Below are 19,763 nucleotides of genomic sequence, written 5' to 3' on the forward strand. Positions count from 1 at the left end.
ATCGTGGTTTTAATTACTTATGGTTTTCTAACGGTTTGTTATTTTAGCAATGGTCGTTATAAGCATCTTTAAGGTTTTCTGCAATTAATTCAGCAGGACGACCCTCAATGTGATGACGCTCTAACATGTGTACTAATTCGCCATCTTTAAATAAAGCCATACATGGAGAACTTGGAGGAAAAGGAACCATATGTGCTCTTGCTGCATCAACAGCTTCTTTATCTACACCTGCAAAAACAGTAACGATATGGTCTGGTTTTTTTGCGTTTTCTAAGCTCATTCTAGATCCTGGTCTAGCATTTGCTGCGGCACATCCACAAACAGAATTTACAACCACTAAAGTTGTTCCTTCTTTTGCAATAGCATTTTCTACAGCTTCTGATGTGTGTAATTCTTCAAAACCAAATTTGGTTAAATCCTCACGCATTGGTTTTACTAATTCTGCTGGATACATATTTCTTTCTTTTTAATTAATCTTTTTTTGAGCTACAAAGGTAATGAAAAATAGTAGGCAGAATTCAGTGATCAGTTTGCAGTTTAAATGATGTCATTTTGTTTTTCAATAGTATAACAAAACTATAGGCTAAAGGTGTGTTGAATATTATTAACAACATTGTATGTTGAGATACTATTAACCTGATAGTTTTATGATCAATAGCATAATTATCCATTAATAATAAGTATTAGACGTGTTTACATCAATTAAACCATTAGGGTCATTTACTAAACGAGGCTCGTTAAATGTTTTGGTTGTGTTTTGTTGTGTGTCGTTATTAGAAATGTTGCTAATAGTAATTAGCATTCTTGTGTATAATCTAAATAGTATAATAATTTGGTATTGGTTATATTTATATGGTGCGATTTTATATAAAAGGTTTTGTACAAAACGTAACAAAATGTAATTCCATACAACTAACAAATAGTATCTTTGAATTTCAAATTAAAATTAAAATATGAGTTTTGCAAAATGGATTGGTGGTGCTTTAGGATGGTCATTTGGTGGTCCTATAGGTGCTATTATAGGATTAGCTTTAGGTAGTTTTGTTGATAATATAGCAGAAAAGAATTCTCCATTAATTGGAGATAGACAATCTGGTAAAGAGCGTGATACGTATCGTGAAATGCCAAATTACGGTGATCGTGCATCAAGACCACAAACCCAGTCTGGTGATTTTGAAGTGAGTCTCTTAATTTTGGCTTCTGTAGTTATAAAAGCAGATGGTAAGCAAGATCAGCGAGAATTAGATTTTGTACGTCAACAATTTACCAATATGTATGGTAAGGATAGAGCAAACAAGGCTTTCGAGTTATTTAAACGTATTAATAAACAAGATATTTCTACACGTCAAGTGTGTTTGCAGATCAAGCAAATGATGGATCATGCATCTCGTTTGCAATTGCTTCATTTTTTATTCGGAATAGCAAAAGCTGATGGTATTGTTACAGACGATGAATTGAATCAGATTTATATGATTACTGGTTATCTAGGAATTAGTAATAGAGATTACCAAAGTATTAAAGCAATGTTTTATAACAGTAGCGATAATGCTTATAAAATTTTAGAAATAGATAAGTCTGTTTCCGATGCTGAGGTTAAAAAAGCGTACCGTTCTATGGCTAAAAAGTACCATCCAGATCGTCTTGGTCATTTAGGAAAAGAACATCAAGAAGGTGCTGAAGCTAAGTTTAGACAGGTGCAAGAAGCTTATGAGCATATTCAAAAAGAACGTGGATTTAAGTAGGTCTCTTGTTATCGGTGTTAGGTAGCTATAAATCTAGAAATTAGTCGTTTTGCTCTTTTTCTTTCTGGCGTTTTTCTATGTATTTAAAATAGCGTTGTGTTTTGTACTTGTTGTAAATAAAAACACACAACACAATAAAGCCTACAATGATTAATCCGTTTTTACCAGTGAAATAGTTAAGTAGTTTCATGATTATTTAAAATATTGAGCTCAGTCGAAATTTAGAATTAAATCTTTCATTTTATTTAAAAATAATAGCAAAGATATTTAATTTATCCTCTAAAAAGGAAGAAGTCGTCTTTCATATCTTCAATTTGCGAATCCTCATTAGTTATAATATAGTCGATAGCTTTTGAGGTAAATTCATTTCCTTTTTTAGTTAAGGAAACGATGTTTTTCTCTATAAGAATCATATTATTTTTCTGTGCTAAATCTAAGACGCTTCTCGCTCGAACTTTTTGCCAATTAATATGTTCATAAAGATGATTAACGTGGCGTTCTTCTAGTTCTTCATGATTCTTTAGATGTAGTAGGAAAGTTAATAAAGATACTTCTGTTCGTTGTTGACGTTCTCTATATATTACCGCTATAATACCTTTTGAAGGTGCAAATAAATAAACCAATAAGAATACAATACCAAGCATCGTAGTTATTGATCCAGCGATTGACGCATCTAGCCAATGTGCTACCCAATACCCAAATACAGCACTAAATACTCCAAAGCTTATAGCTAAAGCTAACATTTTCTTTAAATCTGTGGTGAGTAAATAGGCCGAAGCTGCTGGTGCAATCATAAGTGCAACGACCAAAATAGCGCCAACGGCATCAAAGGCACCAACTGTAGTTACGGATGATACAGACATTAATCCGTAATGGATAATTGCTGGTGAAAACCCGAGAGAAGCAGACAAGCCAGTATCAAATGTGCTTACTTTTAATTCTTTAAAAAATAAGATTAATAGTGATATTGTAACGAGTAAAATTGAACCAATTACCCAAAGTGATTTTGGTCCTACATCTGTACCGCCGATTAATAATCTATCAAAAGGGGCAAAGGCTAATTCACCTAATAAAACGGCATCGACATCTAGGTGTACATCATTAGCGTTTTTTGCAATAAGAATGACGCCAATACTAAATAATGCAGGAAACACTAAACCAATTGCTGTGTCTTCTTTTACTAAGCCTGTTTTCTGAATATATTCAACTAAGACAACGGTAATAATTCCGGTTAAAGCTGCTAAAAGAATAAGTACAGGTGAATTTAAGTCTTGCGTTACAAAGAACCCAATAACAATACCTGGTAATATAGCGTGACTTATGGCATCGCTAATCATAGCCATTTTTCTCAGCACTAAAAATGTTCCTGGGATGGCACAAGCAATGGCAACTAAACTTGCTATAAGTTGTATTTCTATTTGAGCACTATTCATCTTCTGTCTCTTGTTTAGTGTACAAATTTGCGGCAGTTTCAAAGCCGATTTGTGTTAAGTTCCACATACTTCCGTTACGTTCTACATAGTTTTTATCTACTAATTTTTGAAGGGTGCTTTTGGTGTAACCTTGAAAATTATTTAAAAGTTTAATCTTATGTGGGTGCGAAATATTATCATGTGTTTCTGCAATATGATACATAAAGGCTAACGTTTTATGTAATTCTAAATCGCGTCTGTTTTTTAAGACTCTAATTTGCTTGAATAATAAGCCTCTACTTGGTGAAAATATAAATGAAAATGCAACAAACACACTTGCTACAAGCACAATGACAGGACCTGTAGATAAATTGTTCTGAGTAGAGCTAATTGCAGTTCCAAAAACCCCTGAAAACGCGCCAAATATGGCTGCTAAAAACACCATTTTAGCTAAGCTATTAGTCCACTGTCTGGCAGCTGCTGCGGGTGCTAAAAGCATAGCGCTCATTAGAACAACACCAACCGTTTGTAAGCCTAATACAATAGCTAATACAATAAAGACAGTAATAAGAATATCTATGAATTTGGTATTAAAACCAAGTGTTTTTGTATAATCAGCATCAAAGAGTAAGAGTTTAAATTCTTTCCAAAAAGTCAGCATTACTATTAAACAAAGTCCGGTGACGATAGCCATCATCCAAACGTCACTTTCTACTAAAGTTGCTGCTTGCCCAAACAGGTATTTGTCTAAGCCTGCCTGGTTAGCATTGGGTTGTTTTTGAATAAAAGTGAGTAACAACATTCCGAAACCAAAAAACACGGATAAAATAAGTCCTAATGCGGTGTCGGATTTTAAATGAGTTTTTGTTACGATACTTTTTATCCAGAAGGTTCCAATAAGTCCACTGACAAGTGCACCTACTAAAAGCGTGTTGGTGTCTTTTGCTCCTGTAATTAAAAAAGCAATTGCGATACCAGGTAAGGCAGCATGCGAAATGGCATCACCTAATAAACTTTGTTTTCTTAGTACAGCAAAACTCCCTAGCATTCCGGTAATAGCACCTAAAATTGCTGTTCCGAGTGTTATGGTTCTAAGGGTGTAATCTGTAAAGACTAATTCTATGTATTTTGATATGTCCATAATTCCTGCGAAATCAGTAATCTCCCGTTTCGCACTAGTTTACTTTGTTTTGTCATTGCGAGACTTTTTTAAGTCGTGGCAATCAGTTTCTTTTTTAATTACGTTCATTTTGTCTTGATACAAACTGCGAAGCACATCATGAGCTCCATAAAATTTATATCTGCGAATAAACGAACAAATCACAATCAAAATTTGGAAATTGCTAAAGCAACATTCACTTCCGAGATTTCGTACTTAAAGCTTCGCTTTGCATCTTCCTCTCGTCGTTCATTATTTCTAAATTTTGATTTTTTCCGACTATGTCGAAATTTGGGACTTGTATTTTTACTTTTTTATAGAAGTCCTTTTTTATTGTCTGTATGAGTGAGCACTACAAACTGCCCACTGAATACTGTCAACTATTTTCTATTCCTGAATACTCACTTGATAATTAATACCATAAGTTTTCGTTAGGTTATCATCATTAAAAATGTCTTTTACGGGACCTGTAGCAATTTTCTTCACGTTTAAAAAGGTTACCCAATCAAAATATTCGGGTACGGTTTGTAAATCATGATGCACTACAATAACTGTTTTTCCTGCTTTTCGTAATTCTTTTAAAATATTGATAATTGCTATTTCGGTAGTCGCATCTACACCTTGAAATGGTTCATCCATAAAATAAATAGAAGCATTTTGTACCAAAGCACGTGCTAAGAAAATACGTTGTTGTTGACCTCCAGAAAGTTGACTAATTTGTCGGCTTTTAAAAGCTAGCATGCCCACTTTTTCTAAAGCCTCTAAAGCAGATTTTTTTTCTTTCTGACCAGGGCGTTTTATCCATCCTAAACTTCCGTAAGTTCCCATCATAACGACATCTAAGGCGGTAGTTGGAAAATCCCAATCTACACTTCCTTTTTGTGGCACATAGGCTACTAGTTTGCGTTGTTTTTCGTACGATTTGCCATAAATAGTTACGCTACCAGCAATGGGTTTTAGTATCCCTAATATCGATTTTATAAGTGTTGATTTACCTGCACCATTTGGTCCTACAATGGCCATAAGTACACCTTCAGGAATTTCTAAATCAATATCCCAAAGTACAGGTTTGTAGTTGTAGGCTACGGTTAAATCGTCAACTTTTACGGCTATTTTATCCATTATTTAAGTGCATTAACAATTGTATTCACATTATATTCAAACATTCCAATGTAAGTTCCTTCCACTGTCCCTGTGGTTCCGAGGGCATCGGAATATAACGTTCCACCTATTTTTACATCATGTCCTTTTGAATTAACGGATGCTTGTAAAGCTTCAATAGTTCGTTTTGGTACTGAGCTTTCTATAAATATAGCTTTAATTTGTTTGTCTATAATAAAGGTAGCTAATTTTTGAACATCTTGTACCCCAGCTTCTGTTGCGGTAGAGATGCCTTGCAAACCAACAACTTCAAATCCGTAGGCTTTTCCAAAATAATTAAAGGCATCATGTGCAGTAACTAAAACTCTTTTTTCTTTTGGAAGTGTTTCTATCGTTTGTTTTATTGTATTTTGAAGTGCTTCAAGCTTTATGATATAAGCATCTTTATTTGCTTCATATTTAGCTGCGTTTGTTGGATCTTTTTCAGCTAAAACTGCAGCTGTTTTTTCTGCAAATTGTTCAAAATAATTAATATCGAACCAAACATGAGGATCATAATTTGAAGCAAAATATTCAGACCCTATAAGTGTTTTCTTATCTAATGCATCTGCAAGTGCTATGGTTGTTTTATTTGAACTTTCCATTTTTTCAAGTACTTCAACCAATTTACCTTCTAAATGTAAACCGCTGTAAAAGATAATATCTGCATTAACTAATTTAGAAACATCGCCTTCACTGGCTTTGTAAAGGTGAGGATCTACGCCAGAGCCCATTAATCCTTTTGCATTTACCATATCGCCACCAATATTTTTAACTAAATCGGTAAGCATAGTGGTTGTGGTAACTATATTTAGTTTTCCATTATCTTTAGCATTATTGTCTTTACAAGCTGTAAAAATGAGAATGATAGCTAAAAGGGAAATTATTTTTTTCATAGGTCTAAATATTTATTACGAATATACTAAATATTGAAATATCTATCGTTAGTTTTAAATTCAATTTTATAAGGAATAGAATTATTAAGATCTGATTTCAGATTTAAGTGTTTTATATAGTTGTGTTTGCTTTTTATTATGACCACCCTCTTGTTCTGTAAAATTTAAATAGGCTAGAGCTGCACGACTTAATTCGGATTGTAATATTGTTTTATCTGTGTGCTCTGAATTTTTAAAATGTAAGATAAAATAGATCTTTCGTTTTAGCATATTTTCTACCTCTGATAAATTGCCTAACTCTTCGTATGTGTTTATAAGGTTGTTACACGAAACAAGATATATTTGAGCAAACGGTATGCCTAGTTCTTTACAGCTTGAAGGATGATTGTTTAGAACTTCAGATCTGTAAATCGCATTTTTATAGTCTATTAACGCTTTTTCGAATTGTTTTTCTTCGAATAATTGATTAGAAATCTTTGTTCTTGTTTTCCAATAATTTACAATATGGTTTAGACAAATATCGCTCATGAGTTTTTATTGTTATAATTCATAGTTAATGAGGTCTTAAAAATTTTCAATAAATTTTAGTAGTAAGTAGAATTATAGGGTTTTAATGGTGTTTGTTTAAAAGTTAGACGGCTGTACCGCTTTTTAACATGAAATCGCGGTACTGCCTAACTCTCAGAATATGAAAAAAATAGTAACTTTTATTAAGGTTATTATGCCTTTAATGGTTTTAAGTAAAAAACTATTTATGAGATTATTTAAGCATTTTTAATAATTGCTTAGAGGTGTAGTAATTGAATACCTTCTGTTTAATTACAAAATCTCTATTAAAAATTAATGTTGCTGGAAGTGTGAATTCTACACCTTCTCTAGAGGCTAAGAGTAGTGGAAGCTCGTGTATGCCATTACGTTTGGTTATGGCTTGTTTATTGGTGAATGTTACGCCATCAAATACAATAGTGTCTAAAGATTCAGCATTCATCTTTACGGCATAATAATCGCTATTCATTTTTTTAATAACCGCTTGTTTGGTAAAGACTTCTCTATCTAACTTTTTGCAATAGACACACCATTCTGCATTAAAATAAACAAATACAGGTTTTGGTTCTTTTTCTACTGCTTTTTCTAGTTCTGTCCATGTTTTCCAATGGATCTCTACATCACTTTGAGATAAGAGGATTTGTGGTATTAGAAATAAGGTTAGCGTATAAAAAATGTATTTCATAATGATAAGGTTTTAAAAGTCTCCAAACTTAAGACCAATAAAGAAAGTACGTGGTCGGTTAGGTCCGTAAACATAGGTTGAATCTCTTCCTGCTCCGGTATCAAAATCACTTTGGTAACTGTCAAAAATATTTTGAACACCTCCACTTAATTCTACGTGAAAATTTTCAATAGGATCAAAATGGTAGGTTAGTTTTGTAGTCATGTCAAAAAACGATTCTGTATCTATTAGGTCTACAAAACCAGAATCACTAACAACAAGAGGAACAATCATAGAACCAGTATAGCTTCCTGTAACGTCTAGTTTAAAAACATCGCTAACTTCCCAGCTAGAAGTTAAGAAACCATAAGTATTTGGTGATCTTACAAATTCATCTAATAAAACATCTTGTTCTCCTGGTATAGAACCATCAGATTCAAATAGTAGTTGATCTTCTTTAAATATTGACTTTTGTACGGTTAAACCTGCTTGTAAAAATAAATCTGAACTTGGTGAAACACTTAGTTCAATATTAGCACCTGTAACATAAGCACCAGAACCATTACGAGTTTCTTCTAAAATAGAGCCGTTAGATAATGGGGTACCTGTACTTACAATTGTAAATGGATTTTTTAATGTGGTGTAAAACCCTTCAACCAATAAATTAGTTTGTGTTTTGTTGAAATCCTTTGTGTAATCAAATGAAGCTGTATAGGCATTTGAAAACTCACTTTCTAGATTGTTAGATAATATAACAAAACGTTGTTCTCCCCCGACAGAAGAGATGTGTAAATCTTCATTAAAGGCTTGTGGTGCTCTAAATCCTCTAGCATAACCACCTCTGAATTTTAGTTCGTCTGTTAGGTTATATAATAAGGTTAGTCTTGGACTTATTACTGTTTCTGAAACATCTGAAGAGCTCTCTATGTCTTGAATAGTATAATAGCCATCCACGTTTACATTATCTAAACGTACGCCGATAAGTGCAGAAAATCTCTCTATTGGTTTCCATTCGTATTGCCCATAAACACCTATGCTATTTACCTTTTGATCTACAAGACGGTTGTAGCCAATAATAGCATCATTAGTGTCATTTAATTGGTATTCTATACCCGCTGTTACGATATCATTGTTTTTAAATTCATGATTAAATTTAGCTCCTGCAACAAAAGCTAAATCTTTAGTGTTTCCAAATGCATTATTTGCAGCGATAGAATCTTCAGCAGTTCTTCCGCCCCCTAATCCACCATAATAGCTTCCTCTATCTGTGTGCTGTAAAGAAGTATAAACACTTAAGGTGTTGGTGTGGTCATCATTAAAAAGTTCATAATCTAAACCTGTAAAAACGGTATTATGATCAAGTTCTTCTGTAATGTCACTAAATTGAGGTGATAATTCTAATTTATTTCCACCACGTCTGTATTCTCTAATGGCAGTAAAATCTAACCCAATTTTACTATTGTCATTTGGTCTTAAAAAAGTTTTTAATCCTAAAGAGTTGTTTTTTAATTCTGTAATTTCACTAAAACCATCGTTGTTTGCATCGTAGGCGTCACGATCACGAAATATGCCGTAAACGGTAACCCCACTTTTTAAATCTTCACTAACAACAGATCCATTAATATTAACGGTACGGTCTGCTGTTTTTCCATCTATTAATCCTAGGTTTGTACTAATTTCCCAGCTATCATTTACAGGTTCTTTAGTAATCACGTTTATAGTTCCTGCTATGGCATTAGATCCAAAAAGGGCAGAACCACCGCTACGCACAACTTCGACACGGTCTATCATACTAACAGGTATTTGTTCTAATCCATAAACACCATTTAAAGCGCTAAATACAGGGCGGCTATTGACTAGAATTTGGGTGTATTGCCCTTGTAAACCATTCATACGTACTTGGGTGAAACCACAATTTTGGCAATTGGTTTCTAATCGTACTCCTGGCTGGTAATTTAAACCATCTGCTAAGGATACAGATTGTGTGGCATTAAAGAGTTTAGGACTTAGTACTTTTACAATTACAGGTGCTTCTTTTTTACTAATTCTGTTTCGTGTGGCGCTAACTACAACTTGGTCTAAGCCAAGTACATCTTCAATCATTTCAAAATTAATGATTTGGTTAACTCCAGGGGTTAAGGTTAATGGTGTTTCTAGTGTTCGGTAACCTTGCGATTTCACTATTAATATAATTTCTCCAGAGGCAAGGGTTAGGTTATAATCTCCATTTTCATTAGCGTCTGTGCCGTTTGTGCCGTTCTTTACATAAATGCTAGCATAAGGAACAGGGATTCCTTCAATTGTTACCTGGCCTGAAATTGTGGTTTTGTTATTTTGAGCGGAAACCAAAGTGATCATAAAGAAGCTAATGAGAGTAAAATATTTCATATGGTTAAATTATTGTTTAGACTTGTTTTAATTATAATTTAGGCAAATCTAAAAATATGTTTTTAATAAAAAAAATATATCTTTGTATAAATTAAAAACTTGTGACTTTAGCAGAAGAGAATTATCTAAAAGCCATTTACCATTTAGAGCAACAATTTAAAAAAGGTGTTTCTACCAATGCGCTTGCCGAGGAAATGAAAACCAAAGCATCATCAGCTACGGATATGATTAAAAAATTGGCTGAAAAAAACATGCTTACACATATACCTTATCAAGGAGCAACACTTTCTGATGCTGGCCGTGATTATGCTGTAAAAGTGATAAGACGTCATCGTTTATGGGAAGTGTTTCTTGTAGAAAAATTAAATTTTTCATGGGATGAGGTTCATGAAGTTGCAGAACATTTAGAGCATATTAATTCTGATAAATTAGTAAATGAATTGGATGCATTTTTGGGGTTTCCTACTTATGATCCGCATGGAGATCCTATACCAGACAAGGAAGGTAATTTTACGTACATTGAAAAAATTGTTTTAGCTAAAGCTGAGGTTGGGATAACTTATAAATGTATAGGTGTGGATGACACGTCTTCTAAATTTTTAAAATATTTAGATAGTAATAATATCGGTCTTGGTACAATCATTAAAATACTATATAAAGAACCTTTTGATAATTCAATAAAATTAGGTTTGGGTAAAGTTGAAATTGTTGTATCTCAAAGTGTTGCTAAAAACCTTTATTTAAAGAAGGTCTAAGTTTTATTTGTATATTCATGGTGCTTAAAACGCTAAAATTATCTTAAAATAAAGAATCTTAATAGCGAGTTTTCGTTTTACGTTTTAATTTTGAGGAAGTTCTAATTTTATAAAAATCAATTATATGTCATATCTTTTTAAGTCTAGTGTTCTTTGTTTAACACTTTTAATGTGTGTTACAAGTTGTAAAAATGAAAATAAACAAGATAAGGAAGTTGAAGTTCCTGAGCTTATAATAGATGATGAGCCAATGTCACCTATAGAAGCTATCGAAAAAGCTTACAACAAGGAAACATTTTTGTCTAATGAAGCTATTGAATTAGATATTGTAATTAGTTTTGGTGGTAAAGAACGTTTGGATGCTAAAATGACTTATTTAACAAATTCTACACAAGGTAAAATTGAATTGAAAGATGGTACTTTTATATATTACGATAATGATAAAGTCTTTCATTCGCCAGATCTTAAAAATGAAAAAGCAGTCCGTTTTGATGCCTATACTTGGATGTATTTCTTGTTGTTTCCAGACAAATTAAGTGACCAAGGAACAATTTGGTCTGAATTAGAGACAGCAGAGCTTAACGGTAAAACGTATAACAAGCAAGGCCTAACTTTTGAAGCAAACACAGGTGATGCGCCTGATGATTGGTATGTGGTTTACAGTGATCCAGAAACACATATGTTAGATTATGTAGCTTACATTGTTACAGTAAATAAATCTACAGAAGCAGCAGAAGCAGATCCTCATGCTATAGGGTATTCTAATTTTAAAACAATAGATGGTGTGCCATTTGCGCACAATTGGGAATTTTACGAGTGGACTAAAGACGGTGGTTTAGGAAAGGTGATAGGTGAAGCAGCTATAAAAGATATTAAGTTTGTAACTCCAGATGCTAATACTTTTAAGGTTCCTGAAGGTTTTATTGAAAAATAAAAGAGCTTCTTCTAGCTTCTATTTATTCTAATTTTGAATTAGGGCCTTTAATTCAAATACCAAGATAATTTCTGCATCTATACCAAAGATATCATGGATTTTTAAAAAAAATCTAATCGAAACGCTTAAAATAGAGGCATTAGGTTATACTATGAATAAAGCCTTTTTACGGAAAGTTACTTTATTTGATTTATAATCGAAGACGAAGGCTTTAGAATAAATAGTATAGGAACTCTAATGAATATTAAATCCCTTTCTTAAAGGGATTTTTTTAATGACATCCGCAGCCATCATCACCTCCACAGGCTTTATTCGATTTTTTCTTAGTAGGCAATACGTACTTTTTTGCTAAAAAGAGCACTGCTAATCCTACAGCGGAAAATGCTAGTATGTTTTGGATAATAGTGTTCATATATTTCTTTTTTAAAAGTTTTACGTTTTATACTATTACTTCTTTAAATTAAGACTTGGTAAGCCACTAGAGCTATAATATAAGCAAAAGCACTCATAATTACTAATTGATAGATAGGCCATTTCCAAGAGTTAGTTTCACGTTTTACAACAGCTAGTGTACTCATGCATTGCATTGCAAAAGCATAAAATAACATTAATGAAATACCAGAAGCAAAATTAAATAATGGTCCACCTAAAATGGGGTTTACTTCTCCTGCCATTCTATTTTTTATAGTTTCTTCTTCGTCACTACCAACACTGTAGATTGTTGCTAGGGTACCAACAAAAACTTCTCTCGCAGCAAAAGAACTAACAATGGCGACACCAATTTTCCAGTCGTAACCTAATGGTCTTATCGCTGGTTCTATAGCATGACCAGCAATACCGATAAATGAATGTTCTAATTTATGCGAAGCTATTTTTTGCTCTAGCTCACTAGTATTTAAATTATCTGAGGCATATTGTTCTGTTATGATGCTTTCTGCATTATTAAAGTTGTCTCCTGGACCGTAAGATGCTAAAAACCAAAGTACAATTGAGATGGCTAAAATTATTTTACCAGCACCAAACACAAAGGCTTTTGTTTTTTCTAAAACAGTAAGCGCAACATTTTTAAATAGTGGTAACTTATAATTTGGCATTTCTACCACAAAGAAACTCTTGGTCTTTAGACCCATAATTTTATTTAATATCCAGGCAGAGCCAACGGCTGCTCCAAATCCTATAAGATACAATAGCATTAAAGTTAAGGCTTGGTAACTTAAACCTAAAACTCGACCTTCAGGGATTACTAATGCAATAATTATAAGATATACAGGTAATCTTGCAGAACAGGTTGTAAAAGGGGTGACTAATATGGTGATTAAGCGTTCTTTCCAGCTTTCAATATTACGCGTTGCCATAATAGCCGGAATAGCACAGGCTGTACCAGAGATTAAGGGTACTACACTTTTTCCGCTAAGTCCAAAACGTCGCATTATGCGATCCATTAGAAAAACCACGCGGCTCATATAACCACTCTCTTCTAGTATAGAAATAAACAAAAATAGAAATGCAATTTGTGGAATAAAAATAACAATTCCTCCAAGTCCCGAAATAATTCCTTCTGCTAATAAATTAGTAAAAGCCCCTTCTGGTAAGGTTTCTTTTACCCATTCACTTAAGGCTGCAAAAGAGCTGTCAATAAAATCCATTGGTACACTAGACCAATCGTAAATAGCTTGAAAAATTAATAATAAAATGGCAGCAAAAATTAAATAACCCCAAACTTTATGAGTTAGTATGCGGTCTAATTTTATGCGTAAATCTTTAGCTGTTTTAAGGTCAATGGTTTGTCCTTTTTTAAGCGTTTCATTTATAAATTGATAACGTTTTATAGTCTCTTTTTGCTGAAGACGTTTTAAATCTGTTTTAGATTTTGTTTTAAAATCTTCAACGGCTTCGTAGTTCTTTCGGTCTGTTTTACCAAAATTGACATCTTGAGTAATAACCAACCAAAGTTTATATAATAATTGGTTAGGAAAAGCTTGTCTTAAATTATCAAAATAAGAAGTATCAATTAAAGAGGCATTTAAGCAAGGTTCAATAGAGAGTTCTTTGTGTTTTATAATCAGTTCTTTTACCTGATCTATACCCTTGTTTTTTCGAGTACTTATTAGGGCAATTTTAGTTTTAAGTTCTTTTTCTAAATGAGGAATATCTAACGAAATGCCCTTGTAGGCCATTCTATCAGACATGTTAATCACCAAAATTGTAGGGATCTCTAAATCTTTAATTTGTGTAAATAGGAGAAGGTTACGTTTTAAGTTTTCAACATCACTAACAACAATAGCGACGTCCGGGTAATCTTTGCCATTCCTATTAAGAAGTAATTCAATAACAACATTTTCATCTAATGAAGAAGCGTTTAAACTATAAGTTCCAGGTAGATCAATAATATGTGCTTTTACTCCCCTTGGCAGTTTACAAATCCCTTCTTTCTTTTCAACAGTAATACCAGGATAGTTTCCTACTTTTTGATTTAACCCAGTTAAAGCATTAAATACAGAGGTTTTTCCGGTGTTTGGATTTCCTATTAAAGCAACATTAATTTGCTTACTCATGCGCGGTTTCAATTATAATATGAATAGCAGTTTCTTTTCTAATAGCTAAGTGCGTACCGTTAATATTAAGGTACATTGGGTCTGCAAAAGGTGCGACCTGCACAAGTTCTACCATATTACCGGGCAAACACCCCATTTCGAGAAGTTTTAAAGGAATATGAATAGAAGACACATCTGTAATGATGCCTTGTTGTCCGCGTTTTAATTCTGCTAATGTCAACTTTTGCTTATTTAGAATTGTTTTAAAGAAGCAAAAGTAAGAGAAATTTGTTAGTGTAAGAAGTTAGATAAGGAATATTTAACGGCTTAAGAGTTTTCTATTGTTGATCAAAATACCTTAGAGTTTCAATATCCTGCTTAAGGCGTTCTATATCTTCAGGATCTGTACCATCGTAAAACCCTCTAATTTGACGTTTTTTATCTACAAGGATAAAGTTCTCGGTATGGATCATGTCATACTCGTCACCATTTCCATCCGTCTTTACTGCTAAGTAGCTTTTTCGGGCTAGTTTGTAAATTTGTTTTTTATCACCCGTAACAAGATTCCATTTTTTGTCGTTAACTCCTTTTTCTAAAGCATATCTTTTTAATTGTGCTACGCTATCAATTTTTGGTGTTACAGAGTGAGAAAGCAACATAACGTCATCATAACCCATTATTGCTTTTTGTATCTCAGACATGTTACCCGTCATAATTGGGCAAATGGTTTGGCAGGTTGTAAAAAAGAAATCAGCAACATAGATTTTGTCTTTGTAATCTTCTTGCGTTATTGTTTTACCGTTTTGATTGGTTAGACTAAAGTCTGCGATTTTGTGATATTTTAATTGATATTGAATAGTACTGTCTACCAATTCTTCACTTACCATTCCAGGTTGGTATATAGGAAGATGTTGTTTTACATTTAAGACGTTATAGATAATGACTAAAATAATTATAGAAAGAATTGAAAAGAAAATTCCGAATTTTTTGTAGTCTTTGAAAAACGCAAGAAATGACATTATGTAGCTATTAAAGAAAGTTGAATTACAAAAATACGACTGTATCTCAATAAAAGTCCTATTTTTAACAATAAAAACCGCTGTTATGAAACAATTTTTGGGATACTTAATTCTGGTATTCACGCTGCAAATAAGTGCGCAAGATTTTCATGAAACATTAAATGGAATTCGAGATGGAGAGGCTAAATCTGCTATGAACCGAATATTGAGTAGTCAGAATGCTAATACAGGGAATTACGATGTAAAATATCACAGATTAGAATTCAATATTGATCCATCTGTTGCTTCAATTTCTGGGAATGTAACGACGTATTTTGAGGCTAAAGAAGATATGTCTGAAATTACTTTTGATTTAGCTGATAATATGATGGTTTCGCAAGTTTTACAACGAGGAAACGCATTGAATTTTGTGCAAAACATTGATGACGAATTGGTTATTACGCTTCCTGTAATGCAAAATGGTGGCGTCTTAGATTCACTAACAGTGAGTTATTCAGGAAACCCCATAAGCTCGGGTTTTGATTCTTTTGAGCAAACTATACATAATGGAGATCCTATTATTTGGACACTTTCTGAGCCCTATGGTGCTAAAGGTTGGTGGCCATGTAAACAAGATTTGGTAGATAAAATAGATGAAATTGATATTTATATTACAACGCCAGAGCTTAATCCTTCTGGTGAAAATTATATTGCCGTTTCTAATGGTTTAGAGCAGAGTCAGACTATTATTAATTCGGAAAAGACAACCCATTTTAGACATGGCCATCCAATTCCTGCTTATTTAATTGCCATTGCAGTCACTAATTATGAGGTATACTCACATGAGGTTTCTAATAATGGAAATGCTTTTGATATTGTAAATTATGTTTATCCAGAAAGTTTAACAAGTGCTGAGGCAAGTACGGAAATCACGGTAGATATCATGGATCTTTTCATTGATAAATTTGAAGCATATCCATTTGAAGACGAAAAGTATGGACACGCCCAATTTGGTTGGGGTGGAGGAATGGAGCATACGACGGTTTCTTTTATGGGGTCATTTAGCAGAGGGCTTATTGCACACGAGTTAGCGCATCAGTGGTTTGGTAATAAAATTACATGTGGCAGTTGGAAAGATATTTGGCTTAATGAAGGTTTCGCGACGTATTTATCCGGTTTGGTAATAGAGGATTTAGATGGTGAAGAAAGTTTTAAATCCTGGCGGCAACAAACCGTAAGCAGTATTACGTCTCAATCAGGTGGTTCGGTTTATTTAACGGATCAAGATACGACAAGTATCAGTAGAATTTTTAGTAGTCGTTTAAGTTATAATAAAGGAGCTATGGTGCTACACCAATTACGAAAAAAATTAGGTGATGCTAGGTTCTACCAAGGAATGCAAGACTACTTAGCTTCACCAAGTTTAGCCTATGATTATGCTAAAACAGACGATTTTATAAATTTAATGGAAACTTCTGCAGACGAAGATTTAGATGAGTTTTTTCAAGACTGGGTTTATAATGCGGGTTATCCAAGTTATGAGATTAATTGGAGTCAGAGTGCTAACGAGTTACAGATTTCTATTGGGCAAACACAAAGTGATGCCTCTGTGTCCTTTTTTGAAGCAGGTGTCCCTATTAGAATAATAGGAACCTTAGGTGAAAGTTTAGATATTGTTTTAGATAACACTATTAATAATGAAGAATTTATGGAAACTGTTAACTTTACAGTGCAGGAGGTTCTATTTGATCCTGACTACCATTTAATTTCAAAAAATAATACAGTAACATTAGGTGTCTCGGATTATGATTATAATGTAGAAATTATAATATTTCCAAATCCCTCACAAGATGTTATTACGATACAGAAGCCAGAGCAAATAGATGTAAAACGTATTAAAATTTATAATGGTTTAGGCCAATTATTATTGGAGCAAAATTGGAATCCAGAAGTAGATTTAACTGCTTTAGCTTCAGGTATATTGTTTATTCAGTTTCAAACAGATGATCAGATCATTAATAGACGAATTATTAAAAATTAGATAAGGTCTGAATTTTAATATATTACACATTACTTTGAATATCTCATTTGAGATAAAAACGTTACTTTTGCAAATCGAAATTTGAAAAATAGTACATGGAATTTGTTATAAAAATATCTCAATTTTTACTTAGTTTATCTTTACTTATTGTTTTACACGAACTTGGGCACTTTATACCCGCAAAGCTTTTTAAAACAAAAGTTGAAAAGTTTTACCTCTTTTTTGATGTGAAGTTTTCACTTTTTAAAAAGAAAATTGGAGATACAGAATATGGTATTGGCTGGTTACCACTTGGTGGTTATGTAAAGATCGCTGGAATGATTGATGAAAGTATGGACAAGGAACAGATGGCATTGCCTCCACAACCATGGGAGTTTCGTTCTAAGCCAACTTGGCAACGTCTTATTATCATGCTTGGTGGAGTAACGGTTAACTTTATATTAGCATATGTTATCTATGTGTCTATTTCTTTTGCTTTCGGTGATTCTGATGTAAAAGTAGACAGTTTAAAAGATGGCTATTGGATAGATAACCCTATGTTGCTAGATATCGGGTTTAAAACAGGAGATAAGATATTATCTATTAACAACATACCTGTAGTTAATGATTCCGATGTCGGGTTTAATCTAATTAATGCAGAAACTATAACTGTAGAAAGAGCTGGTGAAACGAAAGATATTCATTTGCCAGAAGATTTTTTAGGGCAATATTCTTCTAGTAAAAGTAAACTTAATTTCGAATATCGCGTTCCATTTATGGTTGGTGAAGTTGCAGATTCATCCTTAAATGCAAAGAAGAATCTAAAAATGGGAGATATCATTAAGAGTATTAATGGTACCGAGATTAAATATTTTGATCAAGTAGAAGCCTTCACAAGAGAATTAAAAAATCAGAAAGTTACAGTAGAAGTTCTTAAAGAAGACAATAGCCTAGTGAAAGAAGAATTATCTTTAGACGAAGAAGGTAAATTCGGAATTCGCCCATGGACTAATAACTATAGTCGTTTTGATGAGTTAGGGTATTTAGAAATTACAAGAAAACAATATACATTCAGTGAAAGCTTTACTGCTGGTGGACGTAAATTCACTAAAACCATTACTAATTATTTCGATCAATTGGCTGCAATTACAAATCCAAGTACTGGTGCTTATAAAGGTTTAGGTGGTTTTAAAGCCATTTATGATCAATTCCCTAGTGCATGGAGCTGGCCTTATTTTTGGGGTTTAACAGCGTTTTTGTCCATTATGTTAGCAATACTTAATTTACTGCCAATACCAGCATTAGATGGTGGGCATGTGGTGTTTTTACTTTATGAAATGATATCAGGACGTAAGCCAAGTGAAAAATTCTTAGAGCGTGCACAAATGATCGGCTTCTTTATTTTGATTGCTTTAGTTCTATTTGCTAATGGAAATGACATCTTTAAAGCGTTTAGCAATTAAATTCTTGAATTTTTCAAAAAAAAGTTTGAAAATATTTTGTGGATATTAAAAAGCGTTATATATTTGCACTCGCTAACGCGAAAAAACAATAACTTTCCTCTTTAGCTCAGTTGGTTAGAGCATCTGACTGTTAATCAGAGGGTCCTTAGTTCGAGCCTAAGAAGAGGAGCTTATTAAACCAAAAGCCTTTACAGAAATGTAGAGGCTTTTTTTGTGTTTTATACTTTTCTTGACTATTGTCGGTCTTACTGCGCAATGCGTTTAAGTGTGTTTTTTATTAAAATCACTATTCTTCTTAAGTAGGTTGAATTGTGCTGAAAATTCGACACCTATAAATTTCAGGAGGTACGCCATTATAACTTTACCTCAAAATTCAGTGTTAACTTACATATAGCTTGCGGAAGAATGTGTTTCTTCTTTTTAACAATAAACTATATATCTGTAAGTGTGAAAACTTTTTTTTGCAAAAAAAAAAGAGTTTCTTCAATGAGTTTTATTGAAACCTTAAATGTATACTTTTATTTAGCTTACAACATAGAATTCATTTCGGCACCTAATTATTTTGGTTAGGTGGATTATTGTGACTTCGTTTATAAGTTTACACTCGCTTTTTTGTTTTTCTGCTCCGGTTTGTATCAAGTGGGACTGTGCGTTATTGAATATTAATTAAGTATTAAGTGATGTTTGTTTTGTTAGAGATTGTAATAATATGTTTCATTTTATATAATGGATTAATGAGTTGAGATTGGGGCTATGGTACTTTTGTAGAATTAAATCAGTTTTATTTGATATTTAAAATACTGAAAATTAGATTCCTACAAAATAGTTTAAAATAAACTTCAAAAAAGACTTGTAGGTAAGTAAAAGACTCGTATATTTGCACCCGCTTAACAAAACAACGTTAAGCTAAAGTAAAGAAATAAGTTCATTAACATATTGAATTGACAGCGTAAGAATCAACTGGAAACGGTTGATTTAAAACAAGAGAATAAATCATTTAGAGTACTAGAATAATTCCTATTAGTGGTTGAAGATATAGTCGTAAGACTTAAAATTTAACGATGAAGAGTTTGATCCTGGCTCAGGATGAACGCTAGCGGCAGGCCTAACAC

At 33.0% G+C, this 19,763-nt stretch carries 19 protein-coding genes and 1 tRNA gene; 6 read left to right on the forward strand and 14 right to left on the reverse strand.

All coding sequences use genetic code 11. From position 1 onward, the window contains the following. Positions 1–43 precede the first annotated feature (43 nt). Together HM985_RS07195 and HM985_RS17350 are read right to left on the reverse strand one after the other, a co-directional pair. Positions 44–454: a BrxA/BrxB family bacilliredoxin gene (locus tag HM985_RS07195; RefSeq protein ID WP_179375580.1), complete on the reverse strand. Its 411-nt coding sequence runs from the start codon at positions 452–454 to the stop codon at positions 44–46. A gap of 216 nt (positions 455–670) precedes the next feature. Further along, positions 671–802 (reverse strand): hypothetical protein, encoded by a 132-nt coding sequence (locus HM985_RS17350; protein WP_262886516.1) that lies wholly within the window; start codon positions 800–802, stop codon positions 671–673. A 151-nt stretch (positions 803–953) separates the two neighbouring features. On the opposite strand from HM985_RS17350, the gene HM985_RS07200 reads away from it, so the two are divergent. Next, positions 954–1,742: a TerB family tellurite resistance protein gene (locus HM985_RS07200; RefSeq protein ID WP_179375581.1), complete on the forward strand. Its 789-nt coding sequence runs from the start codon at positions 954–956 to the stop codon at positions 1,740–1,742. 40 nt (positions 1,743–1,782) lie between these two features. On the opposite strand, the gene HM985_RS07205 is transcribed toward HM985_RS07200, so the two are convergent. The 8 genes from HM985_RS07205 to HM985_RS07240 form a co-directional block, all read right to left on the reverse strand. Continuing rightward, positions 1,783–1,932 (reverse strand): hypothetical protein, encoded by a 150-nt coding sequence (locus HM985_RS07205; protein ID WP_179375582.1) that lies wholly within the window; start codon positions 1,930–1,932, stop codon positions 1,783–1,785. Positions 1,933–2,014: 82 nt separating this feature from the next. Continuing rightward, the gene (locus HM985_RS07210) at positions 2,015–3,175 is read right to left on the reverse strand and encodes a metal ABC transporter permease (RefSeq protein ID WP_179375583.1); all 1,161 of its coding nucleotides are present in this window, start codon (positions 3,173–3,175) and stop codon (positions 2,015–2,017) included. Next, positions 3,168–4,295, reverse strand: coding sequence for a metal ABC transporter permease (locus HM985_RS07215; protein ID WP_179314098.1), 1,128 nt, complete (start codon positions 4,293–4,295; stop codon positions 3,168–3,170). Before HM985_RS07215 ends, HM985_RS07210 begins: the two co-directional genes overlap by 8 nt. Positions 4,296–4,700: 405 nt before the next feature. Next, positions 4,701–5,435, reverse strand: a complete 735-nt coding sequence (locus HM985_RS07220; RefSeq protein WP_173587750.1) for a metal ABC transporter ATP-binding protein — start codon at positions 5,433–5,435, stop codon at positions 4,701–4,703. Then, on the reverse strand, positions 5,435–6,349 hold the full coding sequence (locus HM985_RS07225) for a metal ABC transporter solute-binding protein, Zn/Mn family (RefSeq protein ID WP_179375584.1): 915 nt from the start codon (positions 6,347–6,349) through the stop codon (positions 5,435–5,437). The genes HM985_RS07220 and HM985_RS07225 overlap by 1 nt, the downstream gene beginning before the upstream one ends. A gap of 84 nt (positions 6,350–6,433) precedes the next feature. Next, positions 6,434–6,877 carry a tetratricopeptide repeat protein gene (locus HM985_RS07230; RefSeq protein WP_179375585.1) on the reverse strand — a complete coding sequence of 148 codons (444 nt, stop codon included), beginning with the start codon at positions 6,875–6,877 and terminating at the stop codon, positions 6,434–6,436. Positions 6,878–7,109: 232 nt separating this feature from the next. Further along, positions 7,110–7,580 carry a thioredoxin family protein gene (locus tag HM985_RS07235; RefSeq protein ID WP_173587753.1) on the reverse strand — a complete coding sequence of 157 codons (471 nt, stop codon included), beginning with the start codon at positions 7,578–7,580 and terminating at the stop codon, positions 7,110–7,112. 12 nt (positions 7,581–7,592) lie between these two features. Further along, complete coding sequence (locus HM985_RS07240) at positions 7,593–9,947, reverse strand: TonB-dependent receptor (protein WP_179375586.1); 2,355 nt, start codon at positions 9,945–9,947, stop codon at positions 7,593–7,595. Positions 9,948–10,048: 101 nt separating this feature from the next. Between HM985_RS07240 and HM985_RS07245 the strand changes: the two genes are divergently transcribed. Next, positions 10,049–10,702, forward strand: coding sequence for a metal-dependent transcriptional regulator (locus HM985_RS07245; RefSeq protein ID WP_179375587.1), 654 nt, complete (start codon positions 10,049–10,051; stop codon positions 10,700–10,702). A 124-nt stretch (positions 10,703–10,826) separates the two neighbouring features. After that, positions 10,827–11,636, forward strand: a complete 810-nt coding sequence (locus HM985_RS07250; protein ID WP_179375588.1) for a DUF6503 family protein — start codon at positions 10,827–10,829, stop codon at positions 11,634–11,636. A gap of 271 nt (positions 11,637–11,907) precedes the next feature. On the opposite strand, the gene HM985_RS07255 is transcribed toward HM985_RS07250, so the two are convergent. From HM985_RS07255 to HM985_RS07270, 4 genes are all read right to left on the reverse strand, one after another. After that, entirely contained in the window at positions 11,908–12,048 is a 141-nt protein-coding gene (locus HM985_RS07255) for a FeoB-associated Cys-rich membrane protein (protein ID WP_179375589.1), read from the reverse strand. Between the two features lie 43 nt (positions 12,049–12,091). Then, positions 12,092–14,191 carry a ferrous iron transport protein B gene (gene feoB / locus HM985_RS07260; protein ID WP_179375590.1) on the reverse strand — a complete coding sequence of 700 codons (2,100 nt, stop codon included), beginning with the start codon at positions 14,189–14,191 and terminating at the stop codon, positions 12,092–12,094. Then, the gene (locus tag HM985_RS07265; protein ID WP_179375591.1) at positions 14,184–14,411 is read right to left on the reverse strand and encodes a FeoA family protein; all 228 of its coding nucleotides are present in this window, start codon (positions 14,409–14,411) and stop codon (positions 14,184–14,186) included. Before HM985_RS07265 ends, feoB begins: the two co-directional genes overlap by 8 nt. A 97-nt stretch (positions 14,412–14,508) precedes the next feature. Continuing rightward, positions 14,509–15,189, reverse strand: a complete 681-nt coding sequence (locus HM985_RS07270; protein ID WP_179375592.1) for an SCO family protein — start codon at positions 15,187–15,189, stop codon at positions 14,509–14,511. Positions 15,190–15,274: 85 nt separating this feature from the next. On the opposite strand from HM985_RS07270, the gene HM985_RS07275 reads away from it, so the two are divergent. The 3 genes from HM985_RS07275 to HM985_RS07285 all read left to right on the forward strand — a co-directional run bounded on the left by HM985_RS07275 (position 15,275) and on the right by HM985_RS07285 (position 18,820). Next, a complete protein-coding gene (locus tag HM985_RS07275; RefSeq protein ID WP_179375593.1) occupies positions 15,275–17,209 on the forward strand; it encodes a M1 family aminopeptidase in 1,935 nt (644 codons plus the stop codon). 95 nt (positions 17,210–17,304) lie between these two features. Further along, positions 17,305–18,651 (forward strand): RIP metalloprotease RseP, encoded by a 1,347-nt coding sequence (gene rseP / locus HM985_RS07280; protein WP_179375594.1) that lies wholly within the window; start codon positions 17,305–17,307, stop codon positions 18,649–18,651. 95 nt (positions 18,652–18,746) lie between these two features. Continuing rightward, a tRNA-Asn gene (locus tag HM985_RS07285) sits at positions 18,747–18,820 on the forward strand. The last annotated feature ends 943 nt before the right edge of the window (positions 18,821–19,763 follow it).

The organism is Winogradskyella wichelsiae (assembly GCF_013403925.1).
Taxonomy (GTDB): domain Bacteria; phylum Bacteroidota; class Bacteroidia; order Flavobacteriales; family Flavobacteriaceae; genus Winogradskyella; species Winogradskyella wichelsiae.

Excerpts from the sequence above, each read along its gene's own strand:
- HM985_RS07195 (WP_179375580.1), bottom strand. The coding sequence starts at position 454 with ATGTATCCAGCAGAATTAGTAAAACCAATGCGTGAGGATTTAACCAAA.
- HM985_RS17350 (WP_262886516.1), bottom strand. The coding sequence starts at position 802 with ATGCTAATTACTATTAGCAACATTTCTAATAACGACACACAACAAAAC.
- HM985_RS07200 (WP_179375581.1), top strand. The coding sequence starts at position 954 with ATGAGTTTTGCAAAATGGATTGGTGGTGCTTTAGGATGGTCATTTGGT.
- HM985_RS07205 (WP_179375582.1), bottom strand. The coding sequence starts at position 1,932 with ATGAAACTACTTAACTATTTCACTGGTAAAAACGGATTAATCATTGTA.
- HM985_RS07210 (WP_179375583.1), bottom strand. The coding sequence starts at position 3,175 with ATGAATAGTGCTCAAATAGAAATACAACTTATAGCAAGTTTAGTTGCC.
- HM985_RS07215 (WP_179314098.1), bottom strand. The coding sequence starts at position 4,295 with ATGGACATATCAAAATACATAGAATTAGTCTTTACAGATTACACCCTT.
- HM985_RS07220 (WP_173587750.1), bottom strand. The coding sequence starts at position 5,435 with ATGGATAAAATAGCCGTAAAAGTTGACGATTTAACCGTAGCCTACAAC.
- HM985_RS07225 (WP_179375584.1), bottom strand. The coding sequence starts at position 6,349 with ATGAAAAAAATAATTTCCCTTTTAGCTATCATTCTCATTTTTACAGCT.
- HM985_RS07230 (WP_179375585.1), bottom strand. The coding sequence starts at position 6,877 with ATGAGCGATATTTGTCTAAACCATATTGTAAATTATTGGAAAACAAGA.
- HM985_RS07235 (WP_173587753.1), bottom strand. The coding sequence starts at position 7,580 with ATGAAATACATTTTTTATACGCTAACCTTATTTCTAATACCACAAATC.
- HM985_RS07240 (WP_179375586.1), bottom strand. The coding sequence starts at position 9,947 with ATGAAATATTTTACTCTCATTAGCTTCTTTATGATCACTTTGGTTTCC.
- HM985_RS07250 (WP_179375588.1), top strand. The coding sequence starts at position 10,827 with ATGTCATATCTTTTTAAGTCTAGTGTTCTTTGTTTAACACTTTTAATG.
- HM985_RS07255 (WP_179375589.1), bottom strand. The coding sequence starts at position 12,048 with ATGAACACTATTATCCAAAACATACTAGCATTTTCCGCTGTAGGATTA.
- feoB (WP_179375590.1), bottom strand. The coding sequence starts at position 14,191 with ATGAGTAAGCAAATTAATGTTGCTTTAATAGGAAATCCAAACACCGGA.
- HM985_RS07270 (WP_179375592.1), bottom strand. The coding sequence starts at position 15,189 with ATGTCATTTCTTGCGTTTTTCAAAGACTACAAAAAATTCGGAATTTTC.
- HM985_RS07275 (WP_179375593.1), top strand. The coding sequence starts at position 15,275 with ATGAAACAATTTTTGGGATACTTAATTCTGGTATTCACGCTGCAAATA.
- rseP (WP_179375594.1), top strand. The coding sequence starts at position 17,305 with ATGGAATTTGTTATAAAAATATCTCAATTTTTACTTAGTTTATCTTTA.